Source organism: Enorma phocaeensis (assembly GCF_900186505.1).
In the GTDB taxonomy this organism is placed as follows: Bacteria; Actinomycetota; Coriobacteriia; order Coriobacteriales; family Coriobacteriaceae; genus Enorma; species Enorma phocaeensis.
On sequence record NZ_LT891970.1, the window covers coordinates 88,241 to 111,486 of the forward strand.

A 23,246-nucleotide genomic window follows, 5' to 3' on the forward strand; every position below is an offset into this window, starting at 1 on the left:
CCGGCACGTGAAAGTCACCATCTACACCGACGGAGCTGCCCGCGGGAACCCCGGCAACGGCGGGTACGGCGCCGTGCTGCTCTATACCAACAGCAAGGGCGAGACATTCACCCGCGAGCTCTCGCAGGGCTTCGAGCGCACGACCAACAACCGTATGGAGCTCCTCGCCGCCATCGTCGCGCTCGAGACGCTCAACCGCCCCTGCGACGTCGAGCTCCACACAGACTCCCAATACCTTGTGAAGGCTTTCAACGACCACTGGATCGACGGCTGGATCCGCCGTGGATGGAAGACCGCTGCGAAGAAGCCCGTGAAGAACGTCGACCTATGGCAGCGACTGCTCGCCGCCAAGGAGCCGCACCAGGTGACGTTCATCTGGGTGAAGGGCCACGCCGGCCACAGCTTGAACGAGCGCTGCGACGAGCTTGCGACCACCGCCGCGGATTCGGGTACACTGAGCATCGATACCGGATTCGCTGAAACCGATGCAGATTAACGCGCGGCGGCTCATCTCGATGGAACAGGAGACACCATGGTCAACATCGCGACGATTGGAACGAGCCTCATCTCCAACGACTTCATCGAGGTGATCTGCGCCAACGCGGGTGCGACCTACGTGGGGACCCTCTCCCGCAGCGCCGAGCATGCAGCGAGCTTTACCGCCGAGCGTGGCGGCACGCATCCCTTCACAAGCTTGGATGAGCTCGCCGGCTGCGACGAAGTCGATGCGGTGTACATCGGCAGCCCCAACGGCTTGCACGCCGAGCAAGCGCTCGCCTGCATAGCCGCCGGCAAGCACGTCATCGTGGAGAAGCCGTTCGCCTCGAACGAGTGGGAGGCGCGCCGCGTGTTCGAGGCAGCCGAGGCGGCAGGGGTCGTGGCTCTTGAGGCCATGCGCCCCTTGCATGACCCCGCATTCCGCGCGTGCCAGGATGCCATCGGCGAACTTGGCCGCGTGCGCCGCGCGGGCCTGCATTTTGGCAAGTTCTCCTCGCGCTACCTCGAGGTGCTCGCCGGCAGGCAGACCAACATCTTCGACTGCACCATGGCGTCCGGCTCGCTGATGGACATCGGCGTGTACTGCGTGGAGCCCATGATCGAGCTGTTCGGAGCCCCCGAGCGCGTCGCAAGCTCCACCGTCTTGCTCGATGAGGAGACGCGCGGCGTCACGAACGGCCCCATCGACGGCGCGGGCGACATCATATGCACCTATGCCGACAAGACGGTCGTGCTCCATCACTCCAAAATCACGAACGACAACCTTTCCTGCCAGGTCGAGGGCGAGGACGCCACCCTTCTCTTCGGCGGGGTCTCGTGCCCCAAATGGGGAAAGATCGAGTTCCGCGGCGAGGTCGGTCGCAGCTCGGCGAAGGCCGTACGCGTGGCAAGCGGCGCGAAGACGTGCGACCTCGAGCTTCCCGCCTGTGAGAACACGATGTGCTACGAACTCGCCGACTTCCTGGCAGCCATCGAGGCCGTCCGCGACGGCGCGGCTCCCGCGGATGCCGCCGCGGGCAGCTGGGGCACGGTCGCGCACTACCGCGACGTGACGCTCGCCTCGCTCGCCGTGATGGACGAGGTGCGCCGCCAGGGAGGCGTGGTGTTCCCCGCAGACGAAAAGGCGCGTGCCGCAGAGGGCGGCGCGGGCGCTGCTGCCCCGCAGGCGTAAGGCGCCCTCATGGGTATCCTCGACTACGTTCTCGGGCTCTCCGGCAGCGATGACGCCGCCGCAAGCAACGGCGATGCGCGACGCGATGACGCACAGCGCAGCGACCTCGAACAATCCCTCATCAAGCGGCTGCAGGAACAGCTCGGCAACGATGCTCCGGGCACGCCTCACCGGCTGCTCCTGCGCTTTACCGGTCGCGTGCAGGGCGTGGGATTCCGCTGGACCAACCGCGGCACAGCCGAGGAGCTCGGCCTCACCGGCTGGGTGCGCAACCTCGACGACGGCTCGGTCGAGATGGAGATCCAAGGTCCCGCGTCAGCCATCATCAGGCATCTCGACACGATCCACCGCTACTATGCGCGCATGCGGTGCACGGTGTGGCTCGAGAACTGCGAGGAGCTTGCGGTACAGGTGGATGAAACCAGCTTCGAGGTGCGCTTCTAGAATCATCGGGCGCGAGGCGCATGGGGACGCGGTGCCGCCGATGGGCGGGCGGGTTCTGGCTCGATTCCTCGAAACCTTGAGGAAAACTGCACAAAGCGTCTAAATGCTAGTCGGCTACTGTCGTATAAGATAAGACTATGTACCAAGTAGCCCCATAAGGGCAGCCTTCACGGCGCGAACGCATCCTCAAGGAGGTGCCGCATGACTGTACAGCGACGCAACACCCGCCAGCGCAGCCTGGTGCTCGACGCCGTGCGGGCATCGAGCAGCCACCCCACCGCCGACGAGATCTTCCATGCCGTCCGCGAGCGCGATGCGCACGTTAGCCGCGGAACGGTGTACCGCAATCTCAATCTCCTTGTGGAGGAAGGGGCCATACAGCAGCTCAAATGCGCCGGAGGGAGCCGCTTCGACTGGCGCTGCGACCGCCATTCGCACGTCATCTGCCCTGCATGCGGGGCCGTCGCCGATGTCGAGCTGCCCTACGACCCCACGCTCGATCGCGCCGTGCACAAGGCTACCGGGTACGCGCGCGTATCGCACTACACCTTCTTCGAGGGCCTCTGCCCGGCCTGCCGCGCAAAGCGCGCCCGCACGGCAGAGGGCGGAGGAAGCGCCTAGGCACGCCCGCCGCCCTCATCGTTCCAGCAGCCGAATGCGGTGCGCATGAAGCTAGTCGAGCACCTCGACGAGCTCGATATCGAAGTTGAGATCCTTGCCCGCAAGCTCATGGTTCGCGTCGAGCATGACGCCGTCCGCGTTGACGCCGATGACCGTCACCGGCACCGGCTGGCCTGCAGGCGTGGTGAGGAAGAGCTTGTCGCCCACCTTGATCTGCTCGATATTGGGAACCTGGGACGCCGGGAAGTGCATCACCAGGTCGTCGCGACGCTCGCCGTAGGCATCCGCGGCGGGGATGTGGACGGTCTTCTTCTCGCCCACCTCCATATCGACGACCGCCGCATCGAAGCCGGCGATCATCTGGTGCGCGCCGCACACGAACTCGAGCGTCTCGCCGCGATCATAGGAGCTGTCGAACTGCGTGCCGTCATCGAGCGTGCCGCGGTAATGGACGCGAAGCGTCTTGCCGGTATTGGACATCGAATCCTCGTTTCTCTTCGGCCGCACCCCCGTGGCGCGGCACGTGAAGGCCACTATACCCGAAAGCGGGCTCCCAAGGCCCGCTGCGCGGTACCTTCTGGAAAAATCGATTCGCCGCGAGACGCGGGCAATCGAGCCGCGCTGCGGCAGCGCCCCTTCCACAGCTCCGCGACACATTGCCGAACGAGCGCGTCTACAATGGTTGGCTGATGCGGGGCACCCAACGTAAGGAGACCGGTGAGACGCAAGCGACCGCAACCCCAAGCCACCAAGGGCTTTACCGTACGAGCCGGCGCATCCACCTTCACCGTGCTGGTCACCCGCGAGAACGTGAAGAACCTCAACCTCCGCGTTCGAAGCGACGGCACCATAGCGGCAAGCGCGCCCCTGCGAACAGGCGACGAGCGCATACAGGCTTTTCTCGATAAGCACGCCGCATGGATCGAGCGAGCTGTCTCACGCAAACGGTCCCTAGAGCGCCCGGGGAGCGGGAACGACGACGCCGTTCCGAGCGCATTCCCCTTATGGGGAGAGCTTGTTCCCGTGCGAGAGCTGTACGGCGCGCATGCGCGCGGAGAGGGCGCAGACGGGTACGAGCGCTTGCTCGCCGAGCGATATCGCGACGAGCTCGCACGGCGGCTACCCGCCGTTGCCGAGCACGTTGAGGCCCGCATGGGCGTGCACGCGGCGCGTTGGCAGATTCGAACCATGAAGACGCGCTGGGGGTCGTGCACGCCGCGGACGCGCGCCATCCGCATCAACGCGAGGCTCGCTGCATACCCACCCGCCTGCCTGGAGTTCGTCGTCGCACACGAGCTGTGCCATCTGCTGGAGCCGAGCCATAACGCGCGCTTCCATGCGCTGCTCGACCGGCACTGCCCTAAGAACCGCGAGCTCGCGAAGGCACTCAGGCTGCCGGCAGCCGAGCTAGCGCAAGCGCACGATCTCCACGCCGGCACTCGTGAGCGGTAGGCCGATGGGGGCCCATGGCTTCTTGACGCAAACCTTCACGCCGAACACCTGCGGGTAGCGCTCGAGCAGCTCCGACGCGAGCCCCTCGGCAACCGCCTCGATGAGCTTGAAGGTATGCTCGCGGACGAACGCATCGATGGCATGGCATGCCTCGCCGTAATCGACCGAGGCGCGCAGGTCGTCGCCCACTCCCGCCGTGTGCAGCGATGTGTAGAGCACCGCCGAGACGACGAACTTCTGGCCGAGCTCCTGCTCCGCGGGATAGACACCGTGGTTCGCGAACACCTCCAGGCCGTCGATGATGACCTTGTCCGAAAGCGCCAGGCTATCGGGATCGGCCACCGCAAGCTCGCGCCTGCTCACCGGAAGCCCCGCCTTCACGCGGTGGGCAAGTCCCTTCTCCTCGCCTCTCGACGTATCCTCTGGCAAGCCCTTCTTGGCATCCTCCATGATCGACCTCCTCGGTTGTCCCCCATCTTGCACCGCGCTCACGACCACGGCAACGAGGGGAATGTTTTTTGTGCCAGCATCTCCTATACCCAGCATGCGCGTCGGTTTGCCCGGAAAACCTCTTGACGCGGGAACGCGCAGAACTAGAATCTCGTTAACCGATTCGCTACGACGACAAACCTGCAAGTTGCAGCAGCCGGCGGGGCGCAGGCAACCCCGCTTGCGCCCCGCATCGCAGGCCATTTGGAAGGGATTCTCGATGGATACGCTCTTTCTCCTGGTTATTCCCGCGCTGACCGGTATCCTCGGCATCTATATGATCGTCTCGGGCAACCCGCGCTTGCTCCATAGCTACCACTACGCCACGACACCGCCCGAGAAGCTCCCGGCACTCGCGCGCGCCGAGGGCGTTGGCATGATCGGCCTTTCGGTCGCCATCGCGCTCATTGCACTCGATATACAAGGATGGCTCACCATCGCAGGCATCGTGCTCTTCGTTGCGAGCATCGTGGCCATGCTCGGCGCCATCGTGTACTACAACGGAGGGCTCGTGACGTTTTCCGGACAGGTCGCAACCGGCCCCTTCGCCACCATGAAGCCCGCATGGCGGCTTCTTATCATGGGAGCCGTGGGTGCTGTGGTCTCGCTCTTGAGCATCGCGCCCGGAGTCTACATGATTGCATCCGGCGATGTGAGCATGCTGCACAGCTATCACTATGCGAACGTCGCGGCAGCGGATCTGCCCCGGCTTGCTACGGCAGAGGGCGCGTGCATGATCGTGCTTGGCGTTGCCATCTTCCTGTGCATGCTTGCAGGCGCGGGAATGCTGGGCAAGCGGCCGTTCCCGCGCTGGTCGATCGTGCTCATGGTCGCAGGCGTCGCGTGCCTCTGCATCGGGCTGGCAGGGCTTCTTGGCTTCATCATCTACTTCAACGGCTCGCTCATGGGCTCGGCGACGCTCTAAGGCGCACGACGTCGCGGCACCTCAGCGGGTTTTTGCCTCAGCCGCGCGCTTAGACGGCTATGCCGAGGTTCTTCTTCTCGTCCGCCCACGAACAGGCGGCGCGCACCTCCGCGGGGCAGGCGAAGCACGCGCGCGAAGCCTTGTCAGCCTGGTAAAGCAACTGCCCGAGGGGCGCGGCATCGGGGTCGAAGCGCCTGTGGGCACGGATCGCAGCGCAAACGGCATCGACCTCCGCGGGCGCGAACGCGCAGGCCGCCGGCAGCCCCTCGAGGATCTCCCGCGCAAGGCGCTCCCCCGCTACCTCATGCGGCTCTCCAGATGCGTATTGCGTCGCCTTGCCCACGTCGTGCAGGATCGCCGCCGCGTACACCACCTCGCGATCGAGACCGCATCCGCGCTCCAGGTTGAGGATCCACATGATGCGCGCCGTATCGAGCAGGTGCGGCAGCCCGTGACGGCAGAATATGCAGTCCTCCTCGAGCACCGTTAGGCGCCGGTACTCGCGCTGGAAGAGAGCGCTGCCCCAGATCGCATCGACGCGCGGCATCTTCGCAAGCCCTCGCTTGTGCGGCGCCTCTTCCATAGACTTCCCCTCACAGACAAATGCCCTTGAACTTCCCGCGCTCCCGCACCGTTCGAGCCAGATCACCCAGGACGCTCTACATGCTATGTGTCGCGTAGACCTGCTCATCCGCCCACAGGCGGACGGCATCGGAGAGCGGGCAGCCCAGCTCGGCCGCCGCGGCGCGCGTCGCGTTCATATCGATGATGCGCTGGTTCGAAGAACCGCGGAAGCGCAGCGTTATGTCGTAGAGCTCCTGCATCCAGGGCCCGTCGACGAGGATGTCGATGCAATCGAGCATGCGCTCGGTCGCCTCGGTGCGATGGCGCGCCCCGGGCATGAGCTCGTCGAGGGTATCACCCGTGAAGCACCAGATGGTCTTGGTGGGCGAGCCGTCCGGACGCGCGCCGCGCGGGAACCGTTCGCGCACGCGCTCGAGGAACCCTACGAGCGCGCGCTGGTTCTCCGGCTCCATGGGCTCGCCGCCGAGCACGGTGAGGCCGTCCACGAAGGGATGGTCGAGGCTCTCGATGATCGCATCCTCCACCGCGCGCGTGAACGGCTCCCCCGCCGCGAAGCTCCAGGCACCGGAATTGAAGCACCCCGGGCATCCGCGTCGGCAACCGGAAACGAATAGGGATGTGCGCACGCCCTCGCCGTTGGCGATGTCGGAATATTTGATCTCGGCGTAGTTCATGCCGCGGCATCCCACCTCTCGAACGGCCGTTGCCTACAGGTGCAGGACGCGGTCGCGGATCTCCTCGGTGCGCCCTTGGTTCCAGAACTGCGTGCCGATGTAGCCGCAGGTGCGACGGGCCACGTTGAGCTTCTCCTGGTCGCGGTTGCCGCAGTTGGGGCACTCCCACACGAGCTTGCCGTCGTCTTCAACGATCTTGATCTCGCCGTCGTAGCCGCATACCTGGCAGTAGTCGCTCTTGGTGTTGAGCTCGGCGTACATGATGTTCTCGTAGATGTACTGCATCACGCGGATGACGGCCTTGAGGTTGTCCTGCATGTTGGGGACCTCGACGTAGGAGATGGCTCCGCCGGGGCTGAGCGCCTGGAACTCGCTCTCGAACTTGAGCTTGTCGAAGGCGTCGATCTCCTCGCTCACGTGCACGTGGTAGCTGTTGGTGATGTAGCCCTTGTCCGTCACGCCCGGGATGATGCCGAAGCGGCGCTGCAGGCACTTGGCGAACTTATACGTCGTGGACTCGAGTGGCGTGCCGTAGAGCGAGTAGTCGATGTTCTCGGCAGCCTTCCACTCGGCGCACTTGTCGTTCATGCGCTGCATGACCGCGAGGCCGAAATCCTTCCCGTGCTCGTCGGTATGGCTCACACCCTTCATGTACTTCACGCACTCGTAGAGACCCGCGTAGCCGAGCGAGATGGTCGAATACCCGCCGTAGAGCAGCTTGTCGATGGTCTCGCCCTTATCGAGTCGAGCGAGCGCGCCGTACTGCCAAAGAATCGGCGCGGCGTCGGAGAGCGTGCCGCGCAGGCGCTCGTGGCGGCAGCGAAGCGCCCTGTGGCAGAGCTCCAGGCGCTCATCGAAGATCTCCCAGAACTTCTGCTCGTCGCGGCCTGAAGAGCACGCCACGTCCACCAGGTTGATGGTCACGACGCCCTGGTTGAAGCGGCCGTAGTACTTAGGCTTGCCCGGCTCGTAGTTCTTGGCGCGCGCCACGTTGTCGTAGCCGTTGCCGCTGCGGTCCGGCGTGAGGAAGCTGCGGCAGCCCATGCAGGTGTAGACATCGCCCTCGCCCGGCTTCTCGCCACGGGAGAGCTTGAGCTCGCGCATCTTCTTGGCGGAGATGTAGTCGGGCACCATGCGCTTGGCGGTGCACTTGGCGGCGAGCTGCGTGAGGTAGAAGTACGGGCTGCCCTCGCAGACGTTATCCTCGTCGAGAACGTAGATGAGCTTGGGGAACGCCGGCGTGATCCAGACGCCCTGCTCGTTCTTCACGCCCTCGTAGCGCTGACGCAGCGTCTCCTCGATGATGAGCGCCAGATCGTGCTTCTCGGCCTCGTTGCGCGCCTCACCCAGGTACATGAAGACCGTGACGAACGGCGCCTGGCCGTTGGTGGTCATAAGGGTCACGACCTGGTACTGGATGGTCTGCACGCCGCGGCGGATCTCATCGCGCAGGCGCTCCTCGACGACCTCGGAGACCTTCTTCTCAGGAGCCTCGAACCCCAGCTCGGAGAGCTCGCGCTCGACCTGGGCGCGGATCTTCTTGCGGCTCACGTCGACGAACGGCGCGAGGTGCGTGAGCGAGATGGATTGCCCGCCGTACTGGCAGCTCGCCACCTGGGCGATGATCTGCGTGGCGATGTTGCACGCCGTCGAGAAGCTGTGCGGCCGCTCGATGAGCGTGCCCGAGATGACGGTGCCGTTCTGGAGCATGTCCTCGAGGTTCACCAAATCGCAGTTATGCATGTGCTGGGCGAAGTAATCCGAGTCGTGGAAGTGGATGATGCCCTCGTTGTGCGCCTCGACGACCTCCTGCGGCAGCAGCACGCGCTGCGTGAGGTCCTTGGAGACCTCGCCGGCCATGTAGTCGCGCTGCACGGAGTTGACCGTGGGGTTCTTGTTGGAGTTCTCCTGCTTGACCTCTTCGTTGTTGCACTCGATGAGCGAAAGGATCTTGTCGTCGGTGGTGTTCTTCTGGCGCTTCAGGCTCTGCACGTAGCGATAGATGATGTAGCGGCGCGCGACCTCGAACTTGTCGAGCTTCATGAGCTCATCCTCGACGAGGTCCTGGATCTCCTCGACCGACACCGTGTGGCCCGCCTGCTCGCAGGCATCGGCGACGTTCTGCGAGGCATAGACCACCTGGCGCTCCGTGAGGCGGTCGCTTTCCTGCACCTCGCGATTGGCGGCGCGGATGGCGTTCTCGATCTTCTCGATGTCGAACGCGACCTCGGTACCGCTGCGCTTGATGATCTTCATGGGGATCCTCTCGTATCCGTCGTCTTCAGCCGCAACCCCAGAGGGGCGCGTAGCTGCATCGGGTATCTACTATACGTGAGCGGTGCCACTATACGTTGTGGATTTTTCTGCATGCACTTCTATATCTTGTGTTTCAGCAGGTCATCGAATTGGCTTTTTTGGTCTCACATTATTCGGATGCTCAAGCATGGCCTGAAGGCTCATGCGCCGCGTGCGGTCTACCTGCGGCGGCGCTCAGCGGGCGGCGAGAGCATCCGTGAACGCGTCTCCATAATCGGTTGAGGGTCCGCCCAAAGAATCAAAGGATACCTCGCCGCTTCCTACATCTTGTGCCGCAGACGAGAAACGGCGCGAAGAGGGGTCCCGTGCGCGGAGGGCACCTCGATGGGCTGCGGAACGGGAACGCCGCGGGCAGGCAAAACGTATGTCGCGACGTCGACGGCCTGCGGTTTTCGCGCGAAAGCCCGGGTGCGAAACGGGGTACAAGGGTCCAGGGGAATTAACCCCTGGCTGCCGCGTACCGGCACCACATGCCATCGTAAGAGAAGGAGACAGCATGGCACGAATCTTCAACAGCCCCAGCAAGTACGTCCAAGGCCCCGATGCCCTTGCCGAGCTTGCCAGCTACATCGAGCCCCTCGGCTCCAAGGCGCTCGCAATCTCCACGGCATCCGGCGTAAAGCGCGTCGGCGCCAAGATCGAGGGCGGCTTCGCCGATTCCGCAGCCTCGGTGACCTTCGAGGAGTTCAACGGCGAGTGCTGCGACTCCGAGATCGACCGCATCTGCGCCGTAGCCCAGGCAGCGGGCTCCGACGTCATCGTGGGCGTAGGCGGCGGCAAGGTCCTCGACACCGCCAAGGCGGTCGCCTATAAGCTCGGAGCGCCCGTCGTGATCTGCCCCACCATCGCCTCGTCCGACGCCCCCTGCAGCGCGCTTTCGGTCATCTACACCGAGGACGGCGTGTTCGACCGCTACCTGTTCCTCCCCTCCAACCCCAACATCGTCCTGATGGACACCACCGTGATCGCCGCCTCGCCGGTGCGCCTTACGGTCTCGGGCATGGGCGACGCGCTCGCCACGTACTTCGAGGCCCAGGCCTCCGTTGACTCCGAGGGCGACACCTGCGCCGGCGGCAAGGCGACGAACGCCGCCCTCGCGCTCGCCAAGCTCTGCTTCGACACGCTCATGGCCGACGGCGTCAAGGCCAAGGTCGCTCTCGAAGCCGGCGCCTGCACGCCCGCGGTGGAGCGCATCATCGAGGCCAACACCCTGCTCTCCGGCATCGGCTTCGAGAGCTGCGGCCTCGCCGCCGCCCACGCCATCCACAACGGCATGACGCAGCTACCCGAGACGCATGAGTGCTACCACGGCGAGAAGGTCGCCTTCGGCACGCTCGTGCAGCTCGTGCTCGAGAACGCCCCGACCGAGAAACTCGAGGAGGTGCTCGGCTTCTGCATGGAGGTCGGCCTGCCCGTGACCCTGGGCGAGCTCGGCGTCGAGGACACCTCGCGCGAGCGCATCATGGCCGTTGCCGAGAGCGCCTGCGCGCCCTCCGACACCATGGGCAACATGCCCTTCACGGTGACGCCCTCGATGGTCTGCGACGCCATCCTCGCCGCCGACGCGCTCGGCCGCTACTATCACCTCGACATCGAGTAAAGTGCGCACACGGAGGTTCTAGGCGGCGCCCGACGATTCGCTCGGCGTTCGCGGGACAACCCTGTTTCCTCGTTGCGGCTCCGCGGCATCCGTCGCGGGGCCGCTTTTCCCGTGGCTGGGTTTTGGGCGCGGTATAGTATGTATCGCGCCCGCACGCAGGGCGCCGCCCGACAGATCAATCGAGCTTTGCCGCCGCCATCCGGCATCCGAGGTCCCGTAAACGCGGGGCGAGCCGCACGGAGGCGGGCGGCATCGTACGACCCTTTCCGCGAAGGGAGAAGCGACCATGACCGAGTGGCTGGTCCGCCATTTCATCCGCAACCACGACCGCACCTCCGACCCTGCCGTGCGCACGAGCTACGGGCAGTTCGCCGGCGCGGTGTGCATCGTCTGCAACGTGCTCCTGTGCTTGGCAAAAGGAGCGATCGGCCTTATCGCCGGCTCGGTCTCCATCGTGGCGGACGCGGTGAACAACCTTTCGGACGCAGCGTCGAACATCGTGAGCCTGCTGGGGTTCAAGCTGGCGAGCCGTCCCGCCGATCCCGAGCACCCCTATGGCCACGGCCGCTATGAATACCTCGCCGGACTGGTCGTGGCGGCACTCGTGCTCGCCATCGGCATCAACCTCGTGACGTCATCCGTCGGCAAGATCGCCAATCCCGCACCCACGGGCTTCTCCCCCGCACTCGTAGCGGTGCTCGCGCTCTCCATCGCGGTGAAGCTCTGGATGGCGTCCTTCAACCGCGCGCTCGGGCGGCGCATCGACTCGGATACGCTCGAGGCGACCGCGATCGACTCGCGCAACGACGTGATCAGCACCGCAGCGGTGCTTGCCTGCGCGTGCGTATCGCACGCGACCGGCATCGACCTCGACGGCTGGGCCGGCCTCGCCGTGGGCGCCTTCATCTGCTGGAGCGGCGTCGGCCTTCTGCGCGATACGGTGAGCCCGCTGCTCGGGCAGGCACCGAGCCCTGAGCTCGTGGAGCATATCCGCACGAAGATCCTTTCGTACCCCGGTGTTTTGGGCACTCACGACCTCATGGTCCACGACTACGGCCCCGGCAGGCAGTTCGCGAGCGCGCACGTGGAGATGGCTGCCGAGGCGGACCCGCTCGAGAGCCACGACCTCATCGACAACATCGAGCAGGACTTCAAGACCGAGGACGGGCTCATCGTCACCCTGCACTACGACCCCATCGTGACGGACGACCCCGAGGTGGCCGACATGCGCAACTGGATCGGCCAGGCGGTCAAGATCATCGATCCCCGCCTCACGATCCACGACCTGCGCACCGTCCCCGGTACCACGCGCACGAACGTCATTTTCGACTGCGTGCGGCCACAGGACCTGAACCTCACCGACAGCCAGCTCAAGCGGCGCATCGACCAGATCGTGCGCGACCACTACCCCAAGACGATCGCCAAGGTCACCATAGACGAGAGCTACGTGAGCTCCCAGCAGTAGCGCCGGCGCGGAGCGGGTCCGCGGGCGATGCCGGCAAGCACCCTTGCGGCACGGCGCGCGGGCGGGCGATCGACGCAGCGGCCCCTCGCAGCGCCCTTAGAAATCGATGACGGCAGATAGCAGGGCCATCGAGCTCTCATCGACCAGATAGCGGGCGCGGGCGCGGCGGAACTGCGCCTCGACCGCGGCGGGGGCGGTGCCGCCCTCGGTGGTGCGCGCCGCCACGATGGCGTCCAGGTCGAGCGCGCGCGTGATGTCACGGCCGAACAGGTCGCTCGCCGCCTTGAACACCTCGATCGGCAGCTCCGAGATGTCGCAGGAGCGCTTCTCGGCCTCGAGCACCAGATGCCCCACGACCGCATGGGCCTCGCGGAACGGCATGCCGTGCTTCACCAGGTAATCTGCCACATCGGTAGCGGCAAGGTGGCCGCGGTCCATGGCGGCGCGCATCCGGTCCGCGTTGACCGTCCACGTGGAGACCATGCCCGCCATGACGGTGAGCGATTGCTCCACGGTGCGCGCGGCGTCGAGCGCGCCCTCCTTGTCCTCCTGCATGTCCTTGTTGTAGGCGAGCGGCAGGCCCTTCATGGTGACGAGCAGCTGCACGAGGTCTCCCACCACGCGACCGCATTTCCCGCGGATGAGCTCGGCGAAATCGGGGTTCTTCTTCTGCGGCATGATCGACGAGCCGGTCGAGAAGGCATCGGAGAGCGTGATGAACCCGAATTCCTGGCTGCTCCACAGCACGATCTCCTCGCCGAGGCGCGATAGATGCATCGCGCACACCGCGCAGGCGTATTCGAGGTCGAGCAGGAAATCACGGTCGCTCACCGCGTCGAGCGAGTTCTCGATCACCTGGGCGAAGCCGAGCTCCTCGGCCGTCATATGGCGATCGAGCGGGTAGCTCGTGCCAGCGAGCGCCGCAGCGCCCAGCGGCGATGCATCCGCGGCATCGAAGGCAGCCCGCATGCGTGCGAAATCGCGCGTGAGCATCCATACATAGGCGAGCAGATGATGCGCGAAGAGCACGGGCTGCGCATGCTGCAGGTGCGTCATCCCCGGCAGCACCGTGTCCCCCGCCTCGGCGGCGGCATCGAGCAGGGCGCATCTCAGGCCAAGGTTCGCGTGCATGAGGCGCTTGGCGAGCGCCTTCGCCGCAAGCCGGGTGTCGGTTACCGCTTGGTCGTTGCGCGAGCGGCCGGTGTGCAGGCGAGCGCCAGCCTCGCGGACGCGCCGCGTGAGCTCGCTCTCCACGGCCATGTGGATATCCTCGTCCGCGATGTCGAAGACGAGCTTCCCTGCCGCGATATCCTCCTCGATACCCTCGAGGCCGTCGCGGATGGCCGTCGCGTCCTCCTCGGAGATGATGCCCTGAGCGGCCAGCATCGCCGCATGCGCCTTCGATCCGGCGATATCCTGCCGATACAACGCCTTATCGACGGGCAGCGACGCGCCGAACTCCTGCGTGACGGGCGCCGCGCCCTCTTCGAACCTACCGCTCCACAGCGCCATGTGCCCGATCCCTTCTGTCTGCGGCGCGCAGCCTACCTGCGCAGCCATTCGCTTCCAAGCTCAACATACCCACCGTTACTGGTCTAGAACGCGACGGCCAGCTGGTATGCCACGGCACCCGCGCCCGCGCCGTCGACCACGTCGAAGCCCGCTCCCGCGGCGGCTCCCGCCTTCGCACCAGCCGGCGCCTGCGAGGCGACACCCTGCTTCATCGCCCAGTTCTTGATCGAGAGCGCCTGGATGTCGATGAAGCCCTTGGCAGCCTTCTGGTCGAACGCGTCGTCGTTGTCATAGGTGGCGAGCGTCTGGTCGTAGAGCGCCTGCGCGCTCTTGCGGCCGACAACCGTGCACGAACCCTTGTAGAGCTTGAGCTTGACCTCGCCGGTGAGCGCACCTTGCGTCGATGCCATGAACGCGTCGAGCGATAGCTTGAGCGGGCTGTACCAGCGGCCGTTGTAGACCTGGTCTGCCCAGGCCTGCTCGAGCTCGAGCTTCATGTGGAGCACGTCGCGCTCCAGGCAGAGGTCCTCGAGCGCCTTATGCGCCTGGATGATGGCGAGGCCGGCAGGCACCTCGTAGCACTCGCGGCTCTTGATGCCCACGTAGCGGTTCTCGATCATGTCGATGCGACCAAAGCCCGCCGCGCCGCAGATCTTGTTCAGGCGCTCGACGAGCTCGACCATGCCCATCTCGACGCCATCGAGGCTCGCAGGGACGCCCTGCTTGAAGCCGATCTCCACATAGGTGGGCGCATCCGGTGCGTCCTCGGGATCGACCGTCATGGTCCAGATGTCCGAGGGCGGCTCGTTCCAGGGATCCTCGAGCACACCCGCCTCGATAGCGCGACCCCACAGGTTGTCGTCGATGGAGTACGGCTTGTCCAGGCTCACATCGACCGGAACGCCGTGGGCCTTGGCGTAAGCGATCTCGTCGGGGCGCATGCCGAGGTCCCACTCGCGCACCGGCGCGATGACCTTGAGCGTGGGGTCGAGCGCCATAATCGAGGTCTCGAAGCGCACCTGGTCGTTGCCCTTGCCCGTGCACCCATGCGCCACGGCAACGGCACCGTGCTTGTGCGCCGCCTCCACGAGGTGCTTGGAGATGAGCGGCCGCGAGAGCGCGGAGAGCAGCGGGTACTTGTTCTCGTACATGGCGTTGGCGGCGATGGCGCAGGTGATGAACGACTCCGCGAACTCCTGGCGCATATCGACGACCTCGCATGCCACGACGCCGAGCGCCTTGGCCTTTGCCTCGATCTTCTCGAGCCCGTCGTGCTCCTGGCCCACGTTGCCGAGCACGCAGACCACATCGTAGCCGAGCTCGTCTTGGAGCCATTTGACGCACACGGAGGTATCGAGGCCGCCCGAGTACGCGAGCACGACCTTGTCCTTCGCAGGGGCTGCGGTCGCGGCAGTCGCAGCGACGGCGCTGCCTGCGGCGGGATTCTGGGTGGCGGAGCTTGCGGTCATGTTGATCATAGCGGTGTCGATCATGGTTCTCGTCCTTTCATAGAGAGCGTACGGACGAGCCCGTCAAAGGTGACGCAACAGGTGTCAAAAAGCCTTGTAGGTGTTTCGATGCCGGGGATCGCGGGATGCTATCGCATTAGGGCTCATAGCGGTTAGCACTAAGCGCCAAGCGGGCAAGCGGCATCACCCGGTGGAAGCGACGACGTACCTTATCGGGACTCTGGGGATGCGCGAATGCCGCGCGAACAGAGACGACCGATTATCGTCGTCGAGAAATCGCGCGCTGGCGTCGGTTCTGTGCATCGGCGGCGCACTGGCCGGGCAGGATGGCGCTCGCCGCCATGCCCTCATATGTCGCCATCTCGTTGTGCACCTTGCAAACCCTCCGCCGTAAGCGAACGCGATCGATGCGCGACCGAACTACCAACCGGACGCGCGTTGGGCGGTATACTACCCTACCTTGCAGCGCTTTGCCAAGCTAAAGTTTTTCCTCATGCATAATGTTTCGAGAACGTAAACCGCCGCGCTCCTCCTCGACGATCTGCCGGATGCGGCCTTTGAGCGCAACGAGGCAGACCAGAGGCACGAGCAAGACGAAGCAGCTCGCGCCCACAAGCACCCCTTGTACGCCGAAGGCTCCCGCAAGGACGGGTGCCGCGACGAGAGGCAGCACGCCCGCGCCGTTGAACCCGGCGTTCATGATGGAATTCACGCGCCCCATCACGGCAAGCGGCGTGTGGAGCTGGACGAGCGTGCTCTGGATGGGCGTGATGGAGCCAAAGGCAACGCCCAGCAGAAGCTGGCCGGCAAGCGCGCATGCCACGTACGGCGTCCCCACATACAGGATGCAGGCGGCGCCTTCGAGCGCGATAAGGAGCATGAGCGTGCGCACGTTCACGTAGCGGCGCGGCAAGCGCAGCGCCAAGACGGAGCCCACCACGCTGCCCACGCCGGCGGCGCTCGATAGCCATCCCATCCAGGCGATGTCGACCTTGAGCACGTCGCGGTAGAAGAGCGACTCCAGCGGGTCGAAGGCTCCGTAGCCCGCATACGAGAGGAGCCCCACCCAGAAAAGCAGCGCAAGCGACGGGGCGAGCACGACGAGCCGGGCCGCGTCCACAAAGGTCGCATCGCCACCTGCTGCGGCAGCGGTGCCGTCTACGGCAGCGTGGCGATCTGCGACAGCGGCGCCATCCGCCGAGGCAGCCGGGCCGCCATCCGGGGACACCGTTTTGGGATCGCTCCCAGCAACGGGGACTTGGCCTACCGCACCGGTCGCACAGGCACCCATGAGCGGGCGGGCCGCAACGGCGGCGGCGAGCGCGAGGATCGCAGCGACCAGGAACACGCGCTCGGACGGCAAGAAGAGCGCGACCGCGCCACCGAGGGCCGGTCCGGCTGCCACCGAGGCGTACGAGGCAACGGACATGAACGCGTTCACGCGCTTGAGCTCGTCCGCATCAGCGGTGAGGTAGGCGGGGTAGGCCGAGAGAAACAGGTAGTTGAGACCCATGGAGAAGCTGAACGCCGCGCCAAGCGCGAGCACCGCAGCCGCGCTGAGCTCGACCACCTGGAACGCCAGGCTCACGGCGATGGTCGCGCTGAGCGTCACGGCCGTGTGGGTGCTCGGCCCCCGCCGGTCCAGAAGGATCCCGCCCGCGGCGTTGCCCGCAACCACCGCGGCGGCGAGCACGCCCACGGAAACTGCAAGTGTCACCGTATCCGCCCCGAGTCTATAGGTGAGCGTGCCGATCACACCGATGAAGTAGGCGGCTTGCATCCCCAGGTAGAGCAAGAAGCGCACCGCCACGAGCGCCCAGGTGCCACGGGGCAGTCCATCGTGCGCGATCGTTTCGACCACCTACTTCGCGTCGGCCCAGGTCTCGCCGCACGATGCCTCGGCGATGAGCGGGACCTTGAGCTCCACCACGCCCTCCATGACCTCGCGGACCATGGCGATGAGCGCATCAACCTCCTCGACAGGGCACTCGAAATCAAGTTCGTCGTGCACCTGCAAGATCATGCGGGCGCGGAAGCCCTCCTCGCGCAGGCACGAGGCGACCCGCGCCATGGCGATCTTGATGATGTCGGCCGCGCTGCCCTGCATGGGATGGTTCATGGCGGTTCGCTCGCCGAACGCGCGCTGCGCCGGGACGCGCATCTTGAGTTCCGGGATGGGGCGGCGGCGTCCGAACATGGTCTCGGCGTAGCCGGTGCGCTTGGCATCGGCGACCGTTCGGTCCAGGTAGGTGCGCACGCCGGGATACGCCTCGAAGTAGCGGTCGATCATCTCGCGCGCCTCGGCCATGGGGATGTCGAGCGACTGCGAGAGGCCGTAGGCCTGCTGCCCGTAGACGATGCCGAAGTTCACCGCCTTGGCGCGGCTGCGGAGCGAAGGGGTGACCTCCTCCACCGGAACGCCGAACACGCGAGCGGCGGTCTCGGCATGGAAGTCCTCGCCCTCGTTGAACGCACGGATGAGGTGCTCGTCGCCCGAGAGGTGCGCGAGCAGCCTGAGCTCGATCTGAGAGTAATCGACGGCCACGAACACGCTGCCCGGTGCGACCGAGAACGCCGTCTTCACGGTATGGCCCAGCTCGGAACGGGTGGGGATGTTCTGCAGGTTGGGGTTGGACGAGGAGAGGCGGCCCGTCGCGGTCACGGTCTGGTTGTACGTGGTGTGAACGCGCCCGTCCTCGCGACGAAGAGCGCCGAGCGTGTCGAGATAGGTCGACTTGATCTTGGTCTTCTCGCGATACTCGAGGATGAGGCGCACGAACTCGTTGTCATGCGCGAGCTCCTCGAGCACGCGGGCGTTCGTGGAGTAGTAGCCGCGCTGCGTCTTCTTGAGGCCCTTGGTGGGCAGACTCATCACGTCGAAGAGGATATGGCTGAGCTGCATGGGGCTCGAGATGTTGAACGACTCGTCGCCGGCGAGCTCGCGGATGCGATGCGCCAGCCCGTCGATCTGGCCACCGAGGCCGGAGGCCAAGTCTCCCAGGCGGTCGGGGTCGACGAACATGCCCGTGCGCTCCATGGCGGCGAGGACCGGTACGAGCGGCATCTCGATATCGCGAAACACCTCTAGGGCGCCTTGCGCCTCCAGCGCGCGCGTGAGCGGCTCGACCGCGGCGCTGGCGACAGCGGCGGCACGGGCAGCTGGCGCCGGGGCGGCGTCACCGGCTCCCTCTTCCCCGCGCGCGAGGGGAAGCGATGTGTGGAGATAGGTGTCCGCGATGTAGGAGTCCTCGAAGGTCGAGCGCACGGAATCGAGCACGTATGCCGCGACCACGGTATCGAAGATGCGCCGCGGATCAACCACGAGCGGGTCCATGAGCTCCGGTTCGGCGGAATCGATGGGCGAGAGCTCGTGCAGCAGCGCCTTGACATCGGGCGATGCCACGCGCCCCTCGGTGAACAGGCGCTCGAGAACGCCCGCGATGAGGCCATGGGCGCAATCGAAGCCCGCCGCCTCGCCATGCGCCCCTCTCGATGCGCCCGCAGGCTCCTCGAGGGCGACGAGCGCGCCGCCCGTCGCAACCCACAGGGCATGCGTGAGCCCAAAAAGCGCGCCCTCCTGCTTGTCGTCATCGAGGACCGCCGCGACCCACTCCCCCGCCGTGATGGCGCGATCGAGCTCCGCGAGCGCCTCTTCGACGCCCTCCCCGGTGCCAGCATCCGCTGCGAGCACGGCCGGCAGCTCGAAGGAGCTCTGAGCCGGTGCCGCATCTCCGCCGATGAGCCCCAGGAAGCGATTCTGCATCGCCATGATGCCCAGCGCGCCGAGCGCCTCGTCGACCGCCGCCGCATCGAACGCGGGGAACGCCGTGTTCTCGAAATCGAGCTCGACCGGAGCGTTCGTCTGGATGGTCGCCACGCGGCGCGAGAGCAGGGCATCGTCGATGTGCGCGCGAAGGTTCTCGCCCATCTTGCCCTTGACCTCATCGGCGTGCGCGATGACCTCGTCGAGCGAGCCGTACTGCGCGATGAGCGCGCTCGCCTTCTTGGGGCCGATGCCCGGCACACCGGGGATGTTGTCCGACGTGTCGCCCTTAAGACCGTAGAAATCGGGCACGAGCTCGGGCGTGATGCCATGATAGAGGTCCTCGACCGTCTCAGGCGTCATGATCTGCACGTCCGAGAGGCCCTTCTTGGTGCCCACGATCTTCACGTGCTCGGTCGAGAGCTGGTACATGTCGCGGTCACCCGTGACGAGGAACATGTCGCACCCGGCGGCCTCCCCGGCACGTGCGAGCGTACCCAGGATGTCATCGCCCTCCCAGCCCTCGGCTTCGAGCACGGGAATCTGGAGCCTGGTGAGCAGCTCCTTGATCATGGGGAACTGTGGGCGCAGGTCGGGATCCATGGGCGGGCGCTGGGCCTTGTACTGCGGGAGCATCTCCATGCGCACGCGCGGCTTGCCCTTGTCGAACGCCACGGCCACGCCGTCCGGGTGGAACGCGTCGACCATCTTGAGGAACATGTTCAAGAAGCCGAACACGGCGTTGGTGGGCCGGCCGTCCGGCGCGTTCATGGTGGGCGGCACGGCATGGAACGCGCGATGCATGAGCGAGTTGCCGTCGATGACGGCGAAGACGCGGCGAGCGTCGGAAGCGGTCTTGGGGCTGGCGGTGGCGTGCGTATCGGGCATGCAGGTCCTCTCTGTCTATACGTTCCCCTCAGTCTACCCCATCGCGCGGGCACACACCGGGCTTCCAAAGATCGCCTCGCGCCGACGGCGCTCTCATGAATCCCGCCGCTTGGCGGTCCGCGGTATAAGCAGGCGGGGAACGGGTAAGCGGAGAGTACCCATGCTACAGGCGACGGATCGCCGGCAGAACTCGCCCGAACACCTCGCGCCGCCTAGAATCGAGGTCCCATGACCCGTATCACCCGCCGCCTGGAGACCGCCGTCCTCGCCTTCCTCATGCTGGGCACCCTCCTCCTCGTCACCTGCGCGCCCGCGCTGGCGCTGCCCGCCCCCTCGGGCGAGGAACCGGTCGCCCCAGCATCCACGAACGGCTCGCCGGACGGGAGCGATCCCGCGGTCACGGGCGTCGACAAGATCGCCGACCCCGACAGCTCCTCATCCTGGACCGATTTCCTCGGCGGCGAGAACGATGGCTCCTACAGCACGGCGAACGCGGGCCGCATCTGGGTCGATGCCTCGGTATACGCCGGCGAGGAAGCGGCTTCGGCGGCGGGTATCGCCGACGGGTCCTTCCACGACCCCGAGAACGACTTTCTCGTGAGCATCTCCGCCATCGCGCAGACCGCGTCCATCCACCAGCAAGACGGCGGCGGGCATGATGTCGTGTTCGTCGTGAGCATGAACAGCGTGCTCGGCAGCATGGTCTATGCGGAACGCCCCTATGCCGACTACGTGGTATCGGCCCTGAACAGCGCCATCGGGCGACTCATGGCAGAAAACGAAGGCGGTGCGGAGCCCACGCGCGTCGCCGTCGTCGGCTACTCCTCCGAGACGACCGTCCTCATGCCGCTCGCCGCCTACGAGCCCGCGCCTGACGGAACCTTCCTGGACTACGACGAGACATCCCGCACCGTCAACGTGACGGCGCGCATGGCGGGAGCGCCCGCGGCCGGCAGCGCGGGAACCACCGCGAGCGCGCTCCTGAAAGGCGGTTCGTACCTGCAGCGCGGCATCTACCTCGCAGGCGACATGCTCTCCCACGCCGGCTCCGCCGGCGCTGCGAACCGCTCCCCCGAGCTTGTCATCATGGGCGTGGAGAACCCTCCCATGGCGAACACGGACGTGGAGAACCCTCCTGCTTACACCGGTGGCTCAACGGGGTTCCTCGGGCCGCTCCCCAACACCCATGAAACCGGCTACGGGACCGACAGCATGCTCGCGACCATGCTCACCATGCGCTCGGTGCAGCAGCGCGTGGACGCCGCCTACGCATCGGGAGGAAGCCGGCTCGCCATCTACACGACCGGCATCGACACCACGGATGCCGTCGCCTACCTGCTCGACACCGCAGAAGGCCAAGCGGAGCGCGAGCTTACGGCAACGGTCGGCGGACTCACCGTCGACCTCAAGGAAAACCTCGCGCAAGCCGCCCGTTCCTACGCCCAAGCAGCCGAGCAGGGCGTCGGCACCGTATCGCTCGACCTCTACGGGTCAGGACGAACGGGCATCGTAGCGGAATCCGTCGAGCTGCAGGTCGTCCCCGGCCTTCTTGACGAGGATGTCCCCGCGAACGTGAGCTGCGTGGACCGGTACTACTCGTCGCGCAGCGCATCGGCCGTCGGCTGGGCGTTCGCCTCTGCCCTCGACGAGGTCTTCGATGTGCACTACACCTCTCCCGTCGACGCCGACGATGCGATCGCGGGAGGAAGCCGGATCGAAGCTCACAGCACGGTGGGAACGGGCATGGAGGTGGCATCCGTCGCAGGCGTGCAGTACGGCGACTCGCTGCTCACCGGTTCCCTCGCGGCGCAGGCGATACAGATGAGCCTCGAGAACCCTGGCGACCTTTCGGGCGCAACGCACGAGTTCGACTACCTGATCCGAAGCATCAACGACCGCTACCACCTGGGTTACGACGCCTACAACCTGTTCTATGAGGCCATGGCGGACGGACAGGTCTCCTACGATGCGGCGAGCGGCGCGTTCTCGAACCGCGTCTCGTGGTACATCAACGACGACCATCACATGGTTGCAGGCGAAAACGGCGCGCCCTACCGCTTCGCCACGCAGCGCGAGATCGATGCCATCACCACGGGCACCGGCGACGCCCAGATTCTAGAGCGCATCGATCGCGCCCAAAATGCTGGAGCGACAGCCGTATGCGAGACCTATCTCTACATCGGCAACCTGCCTAACTTCTACACCGGCGGGGATGTGGCGCTCTACGACTTCTACATCGCCGTCGAAACCGACCTCGACACGCGCGCCCAGACCGTATACGTATCGGTCCCCTCGGACGCCGTGCCCGCGCTGCGCACCGATGTCACCCTCCATGCCGACGGACGGGCGAGCATGTCGATCGACGGAGCCGAGGACCTGAGTCCGCTCCGCATGATCTTCGAGGTCGCTCCGCGCGCCGAGGTGCGCGACGCGATCGAGCGGGTGCGCGCGGGAGATGTGGCGGCGCTGAGCGAGCTCGAAGCGGCGCTCGGGTCCGCCTGCTACGAAGACGCCACGGGTTCGCTCGCCGTCACCGCGCTCGCGATCGATGGCAGCGGCGATAGCGCGCAGACGGCCACCGTCGTGACCGGCGCGGCGGCTGCGGGCAACAGCGCGTACGTGCTCGCGCAGGACCAACCGCTCTACACGCTCGCCCCGGGAACGCAGGAAGCTGCAGGCGAACTCCCCGCACCAAGCGACCTCGCGCCCCTCACGCGCGCCCCGCGCGCTGGCGAGACCCTCTACTACATGACCACCGCGTACCGCGCCACGTTCGCCGCTGGCGAGCAGACCGCGGACGCCGAAGCGTATGACGCGGTCCATCCCTACCAGGTCGCCCAAGAGGAAAACCCGTCCTGGTATGCCGGTGCCGACGGTCGCTACGCGCTTTCCGCGGGAACACCGGCGCGCTCGAGCTCCTCCGCGGCGGTAGCGACGGCAAAGGCGGAGAACGCCACCGGCACGGCATCGTACCGTCAGCTGCTCACCGGCACGCATGAGGGCGGGGCGCTCGTGCTCACGGCCGAGCTGGGGAACAACGGCTCGTACCGCTTCGAGACGGAGCACGAGGAGCCCAAGCCGGAGGAACCCGGAACGGAAGACCCCGATCCCGAAACGCCTGGTGATACCGACCCCGGCGATACCGGCGGCGGAACGGACGGCGAGCCCGGAGACGGGTCCTCGTCGACGGGACCTGCCACAGGAAGCTCTGCAGATGACGCCGCAGGGCAGCAGAACGCATCCGGGGCGCTTGCCGGTACGGGCGATGCCAACGGCATGGGACTCGCCGTTGTCCTGGGGACCGTAGGTATCGCGGCATGCGTGGCAGGCATCATGCTCTTCAGGCGCAGGAAGTGACATGCTGGACCACTCCC

The 23,246-nt window shown here is 66.0% G+C and carries 18 protein-coding genes; 9 read left to right on the forward strand and 9 right to left on the reverse strand.

The features are described 5' to 3' along the window. Nucleotides 1-7: 7 nt before the first annotated feature. From rnhA to C1717_RS06415, 4 genes are all read left to right on the forward strand, one after another. Nucleotides 8-496: a ribonuclease HI gene (gene rnhA, locus C1717_RS06400; RefSeq protein ID WP_102372409.1), complete on the forward strand. Its 489-nt coding sequence runs from the start codon at nt 8-10 to the stop codon at nt 494-496. Between the two features lie 36 nt (nt 497-532). Further along, complete coding sequence (locus C1717_RS06405) at nt 533-1,669, forward strand: Gfo/Idh/MocA family protein (RefSeq protein WP_102372410.1); 1,137 nt, start codon at nt 533-535, stop codon at nt 1,667-1,669. Nucleotides 1,670-1,678: 9 nt separating this feature from the next. Then, complete coding sequence (locus C1717_RS06410; protein ID WP_102372411.1) at nt 1,679-2,113, forward strand: acylphosphatase; 435 nt, start codon at nt 1,679-1,681, stop codon at nt 2,111-2,113. A gap of 201 nt (nt 2,114-2,314) precedes the next feature. Continuing rightward, complete coding sequence (locus C1717_RS06415; protein ID WP_102372412.1) at nt 2,315-2,734, forward strand: Fur family transcriptional regulator; 420 nt, start codon at nt 2,315-2,317, stop codon at nt 2,732-2,734. 51 nt (nt 2,735-2,785) lie between these two features. Here C1717_RS06415 and C1717_RS06420 read toward each other — a convergent pair whose 3' ends face one another. Next, complete coding sequence (locus C1717_RS06420; protein ID WP_102372413.1) at nt 2,786-3,214, reverse strand: FKBP-type peptidyl-prolyl cis-trans isomerase; 429 nt, start codon at nt 3,212-3,214, stop codon at nt 2,786-2,788. A 237-nt stretch (nt 3,215-3,451) separates the two neighbouring features. Here C1717_RS06420 and C1717_RS06425 point away from each other — a divergent pair, with 237 nt between their 5' ends. Further along, nucleotides 3,452-4,186: a M48 family metallopeptidase gene (locus C1717_RS06425; RefSeq protein WP_102372414.1), complete on the forward strand. Its 735-nt coding sequence runs from the start codon at nt 3,452-3,454 to the stop codon at nt 4,184-4,186. Here the strand turns inward: C1717_RS06425 and folB are convergent. After that, nucleotides 4,142-4,636 carry a dihydroneopterin aldolase gene (gene folB, locus C1717_RS06430; RefSeq protein WP_102372415.1) on the reverse strand — a complete coding sequence of 165 codons (495 nt, stop codon included), beginning with the start codon at nt 4,634-4,636 and terminating at the stop codon, nt 4,142-4,144. The genes C1717_RS06425 and folB overlap by 45 nt on opposite strands. A 259-nt stretch (nt 4,637-4,895) precedes the next feature. On the opposite strand from folB, the gene C1717_RS06435 reads away from it, so the two are divergent. Continuing rightward, nucleotides 4,896-5,600 (forward strand): hypothetical protein, encoded by a 705-nt coding sequence (locus C1717_RS06435; protein WP_102372416.1) that lies wholly within the window; start codon nt 4,896-4,898, stop codon nt 5,598-5,600. A 49-nt stretch (nt 5,601-5,649) separates the two neighbouring features. On the opposite strand, the gene C1717_RS06440 is transcribed toward C1717_RS06435, so the two are convergent. The 3 genes from C1717_RS06440 to nrdD form a co-directional block, all read right to left on the reverse strand. Continuing rightward, a complete protein-coding gene (locus C1717_RS06440; protein ID WP_102372417.1) occupies nt 5,650-6,183 on the reverse strand; it encodes an HD domain-containing protein in 534 nt (177 codons plus the stop codon). A gap of 76 nt (nt 6,184-6,259) precedes the next feature. Then, complete coding sequence (gene nrdG / locus C1717_RS06445; protein ID WP_102372418.1) at nt 6,260-6,859, reverse strand: anaerobic ribonucleoside-triphosphate reductase activating protein; 600 nt, start codon at nt 6,857-6,859, stop codon at nt 6,260-6,262. A 33-nt stretch (nt 6,860-6,892) separates the two neighbouring features. Further along, on the reverse strand, nt 6,893-9,115 hold the full coding sequence (gene nrdD, locus C1717_RS06450) for an anaerobic ribonucleoside-triphosphate reductase (protein WP_102372419.1): 2,223 nt from the start codon (nt 9,113-9,115) through the stop codon (nt 6,893-6,895). Between the two features lie 556 nt (nt 9,116-9,671). On the opposite strand from nrdD, the gene C1717_RS06455 reads away from it, so the two are divergent. Both C1717_RS06455 and C1717_RS06460 read left to right on the forward strand, forming a co-directional pair. Further along, entirely contained in the window at nt 9,672-10,775 is a 1,104-nt protein-coding gene (locus C1717_RS06455; protein WP_102372420.1) for a glycerol dehydrogenase, read from the forward strand. 286 nt (nt 10,776-11,061) lie between these two features. Beyond that, nucleotides 11,062-12,240, forward strand: a complete 1,179-nt coding sequence (locus C1717_RS06460) for a cation diffusion facilitator family transporter (protein WP_102372421.1) — start codon at nt 11,062-11,064, stop codon at nt 12,238-12,240. A gap of 96 nt (nt 12,241-12,336) precedes the next feature. Here the strand turns inward: C1717_RS06460 and argH are convergent, their stop codons facing one another. The 4 genes from argH to polA form a co-directional block, all read right to left on the reverse strand. Further along, nucleotides 12,337-13,752 carry an argininosuccinate lyase gene (gene argH / locus C1717_RS06465; RefSeq protein ID WP_102372422.1) on the reverse strand — a complete coding sequence of 472 codons (1,416 nt, stop codon included), beginning with the start codon at nt 13,750-13,752 and terminating at the stop codon, nt 12,337-12,339. A gap of 83 nt (nt 13,753-13,835) precedes the next feature. Continuing rightward, nucleotides 13,836-15,245 carry an argininosuccinate synthase gene (locus C1717_RS06470; protein ID WP_245859534.1) on the reverse strand — a complete coding sequence of 470 codons (1,410 nt, stop codon included), beginning with the start codon at nt 15,243-15,245 and terminating at the stop codon, nt 13,836-13,838. A 454-nt stretch (nt 15,246-15,699) separates the two neighbouring features. Further along, nucleotides 15,700-17,082, reverse strand: coding sequence for an MFS transporter (locus tag C1717_RS06475; RefSeq protein ID WP_102372423.1), 1,383 nt, complete (start codon nt 17,080-17,082; stop codon nt 15,700-15,702). Then, nucleotides 17,083-19,872 carry a DNA polymerase I gene (gene polA, locus C1717_RS06480; protein ID WP_102372424.1) on the reverse strand — a complete coding sequence of 930 codons (2,790 nt, stop codon included), beginning with the start codon at nt 19,870-19,872 and terminating at the stop codon, nt 17,083-17,085. A 228-nt stretch (nt 19,873-20,100) separates the two neighbouring features. Here polA and C1717_RS06485 point away from each other — a divergent pair, with 228 nt between their 5' ends. Further along, nucleotides 20,101-23,229 carry a vWA domain-containing protein gene (locus C1717_RS06485; RefSeq protein ID WP_102372425.1) on the forward strand — a complete coding sequence of 1,043 codons (3,129 nt, stop codon included), beginning with the start codon at nt 20,101-20,103 and terminating at the stop codon, nt 23,227-23,229. The last annotated feature ends 17 nt before the right edge of the window (nt 23,230-23,246 follow it).

Bases quoted from the DNA above. Each gene is read 5' to 3' on its own strand.
- C1717_RS06460 (WP_102372421.1), top strand. From the start codon at position 11,062: ATGACCGAGTGGCTGGTCCGCCATTTCATCCGCAACCACGACCGCACC.
- C1717_RS06440 (WP_102372417.1), bottom strand. From the start codon at position 6,183: ATGGAAGAGGCGCCGCACAAGCGAGGGCTTGCGAAGATGCCGCGCGTC.
- argH (WP_102372422.1), bottom strand. From the start codon at position 13,752: ATGGCGCTGTGGAGCGGTAGGTTCGAAGAGGGCGCGGCGCCCGTCACG.
- C1717_RS06435 (WP_102372416.1), top strand. From the start codon at position 4,896: ATGGATACGCTCTTTCTCCTGGTTATTCCCGCGCTGACCGGTATCCTC.
- C1717_RS06415 (WP_102372412.1), top strand. From the start codon at position 2,315: ATGACTGTACAGCGACGCAACACCCGCCAGCGCAGCCTGGTGCTCGAC.
- C1717_RS06455 (WP_102372420.1), top strand. From the start codon at position 9,672: ATGGCACGAATCTTCAACAGCCCCAGCAAGTACGTCCAAGGCCCCGAT.
- C1717_RS06405 (WP_102372410.1), top strand. From the start codon at position 533: ATGGTCAACATCGCGACGATTGGAACGAGCCTCATCTCCAACGACTTC.
- folB (WP_102372415.1), bottom strand. From the start codon at position 4,636: ATGGAGGATGCCAAGAAGGGCTTGCCAGAGGATACGTCGAGAGGCGAG.
- nrdD (WP_102372419.1), bottom strand. From the start codon at position 9,115: ATGAAGATCATCAAGCGCAGCGGTACCGAGGTCGCGTTCGACATCGAG.
- C1717_RS06470 (WP_245859534.1), bottom strand. From the start codon at position 15,245: ATGATCGACACCGCTATGATCAACATGACCGCAAGCTCCGCCACCCAG.
- nrdG (WP_102372418.1), bottom strand. From the start codon at position 6,859: ATGAACTACGCCGAGATCAAATATTCCGACATCGCCAACGGCGAGGGC.
- polA (WP_102372424.1), bottom strand. From the start codon at position 19,872: ATGCCCGATACGCACGCCACCGCCAGCCCCAAGACCGCTTCCGACGCT.
- C1717_RS06485 (WP_102372425.1), top strand. From the start codon at position 20,101: ATGACCCGTATCACCCGCCGCCTGGAGACCGCCGTCCTCGCCTTCCTC.
- C1717_RS06410 (WP_102372411.1), top strand. From the start codon at position 1,679: ATGGGTATCCTCGACTACGTTCTCGGGCTCTCCGGCAGCGATGACGCC.
- C1717_RS06420 (WP_102372413.1), bottom strand. From the start codon at position 3,214: ATGTCCAATACCGGCAAGACGCTTCGCGTCCATTACCGCGGCACGCTC.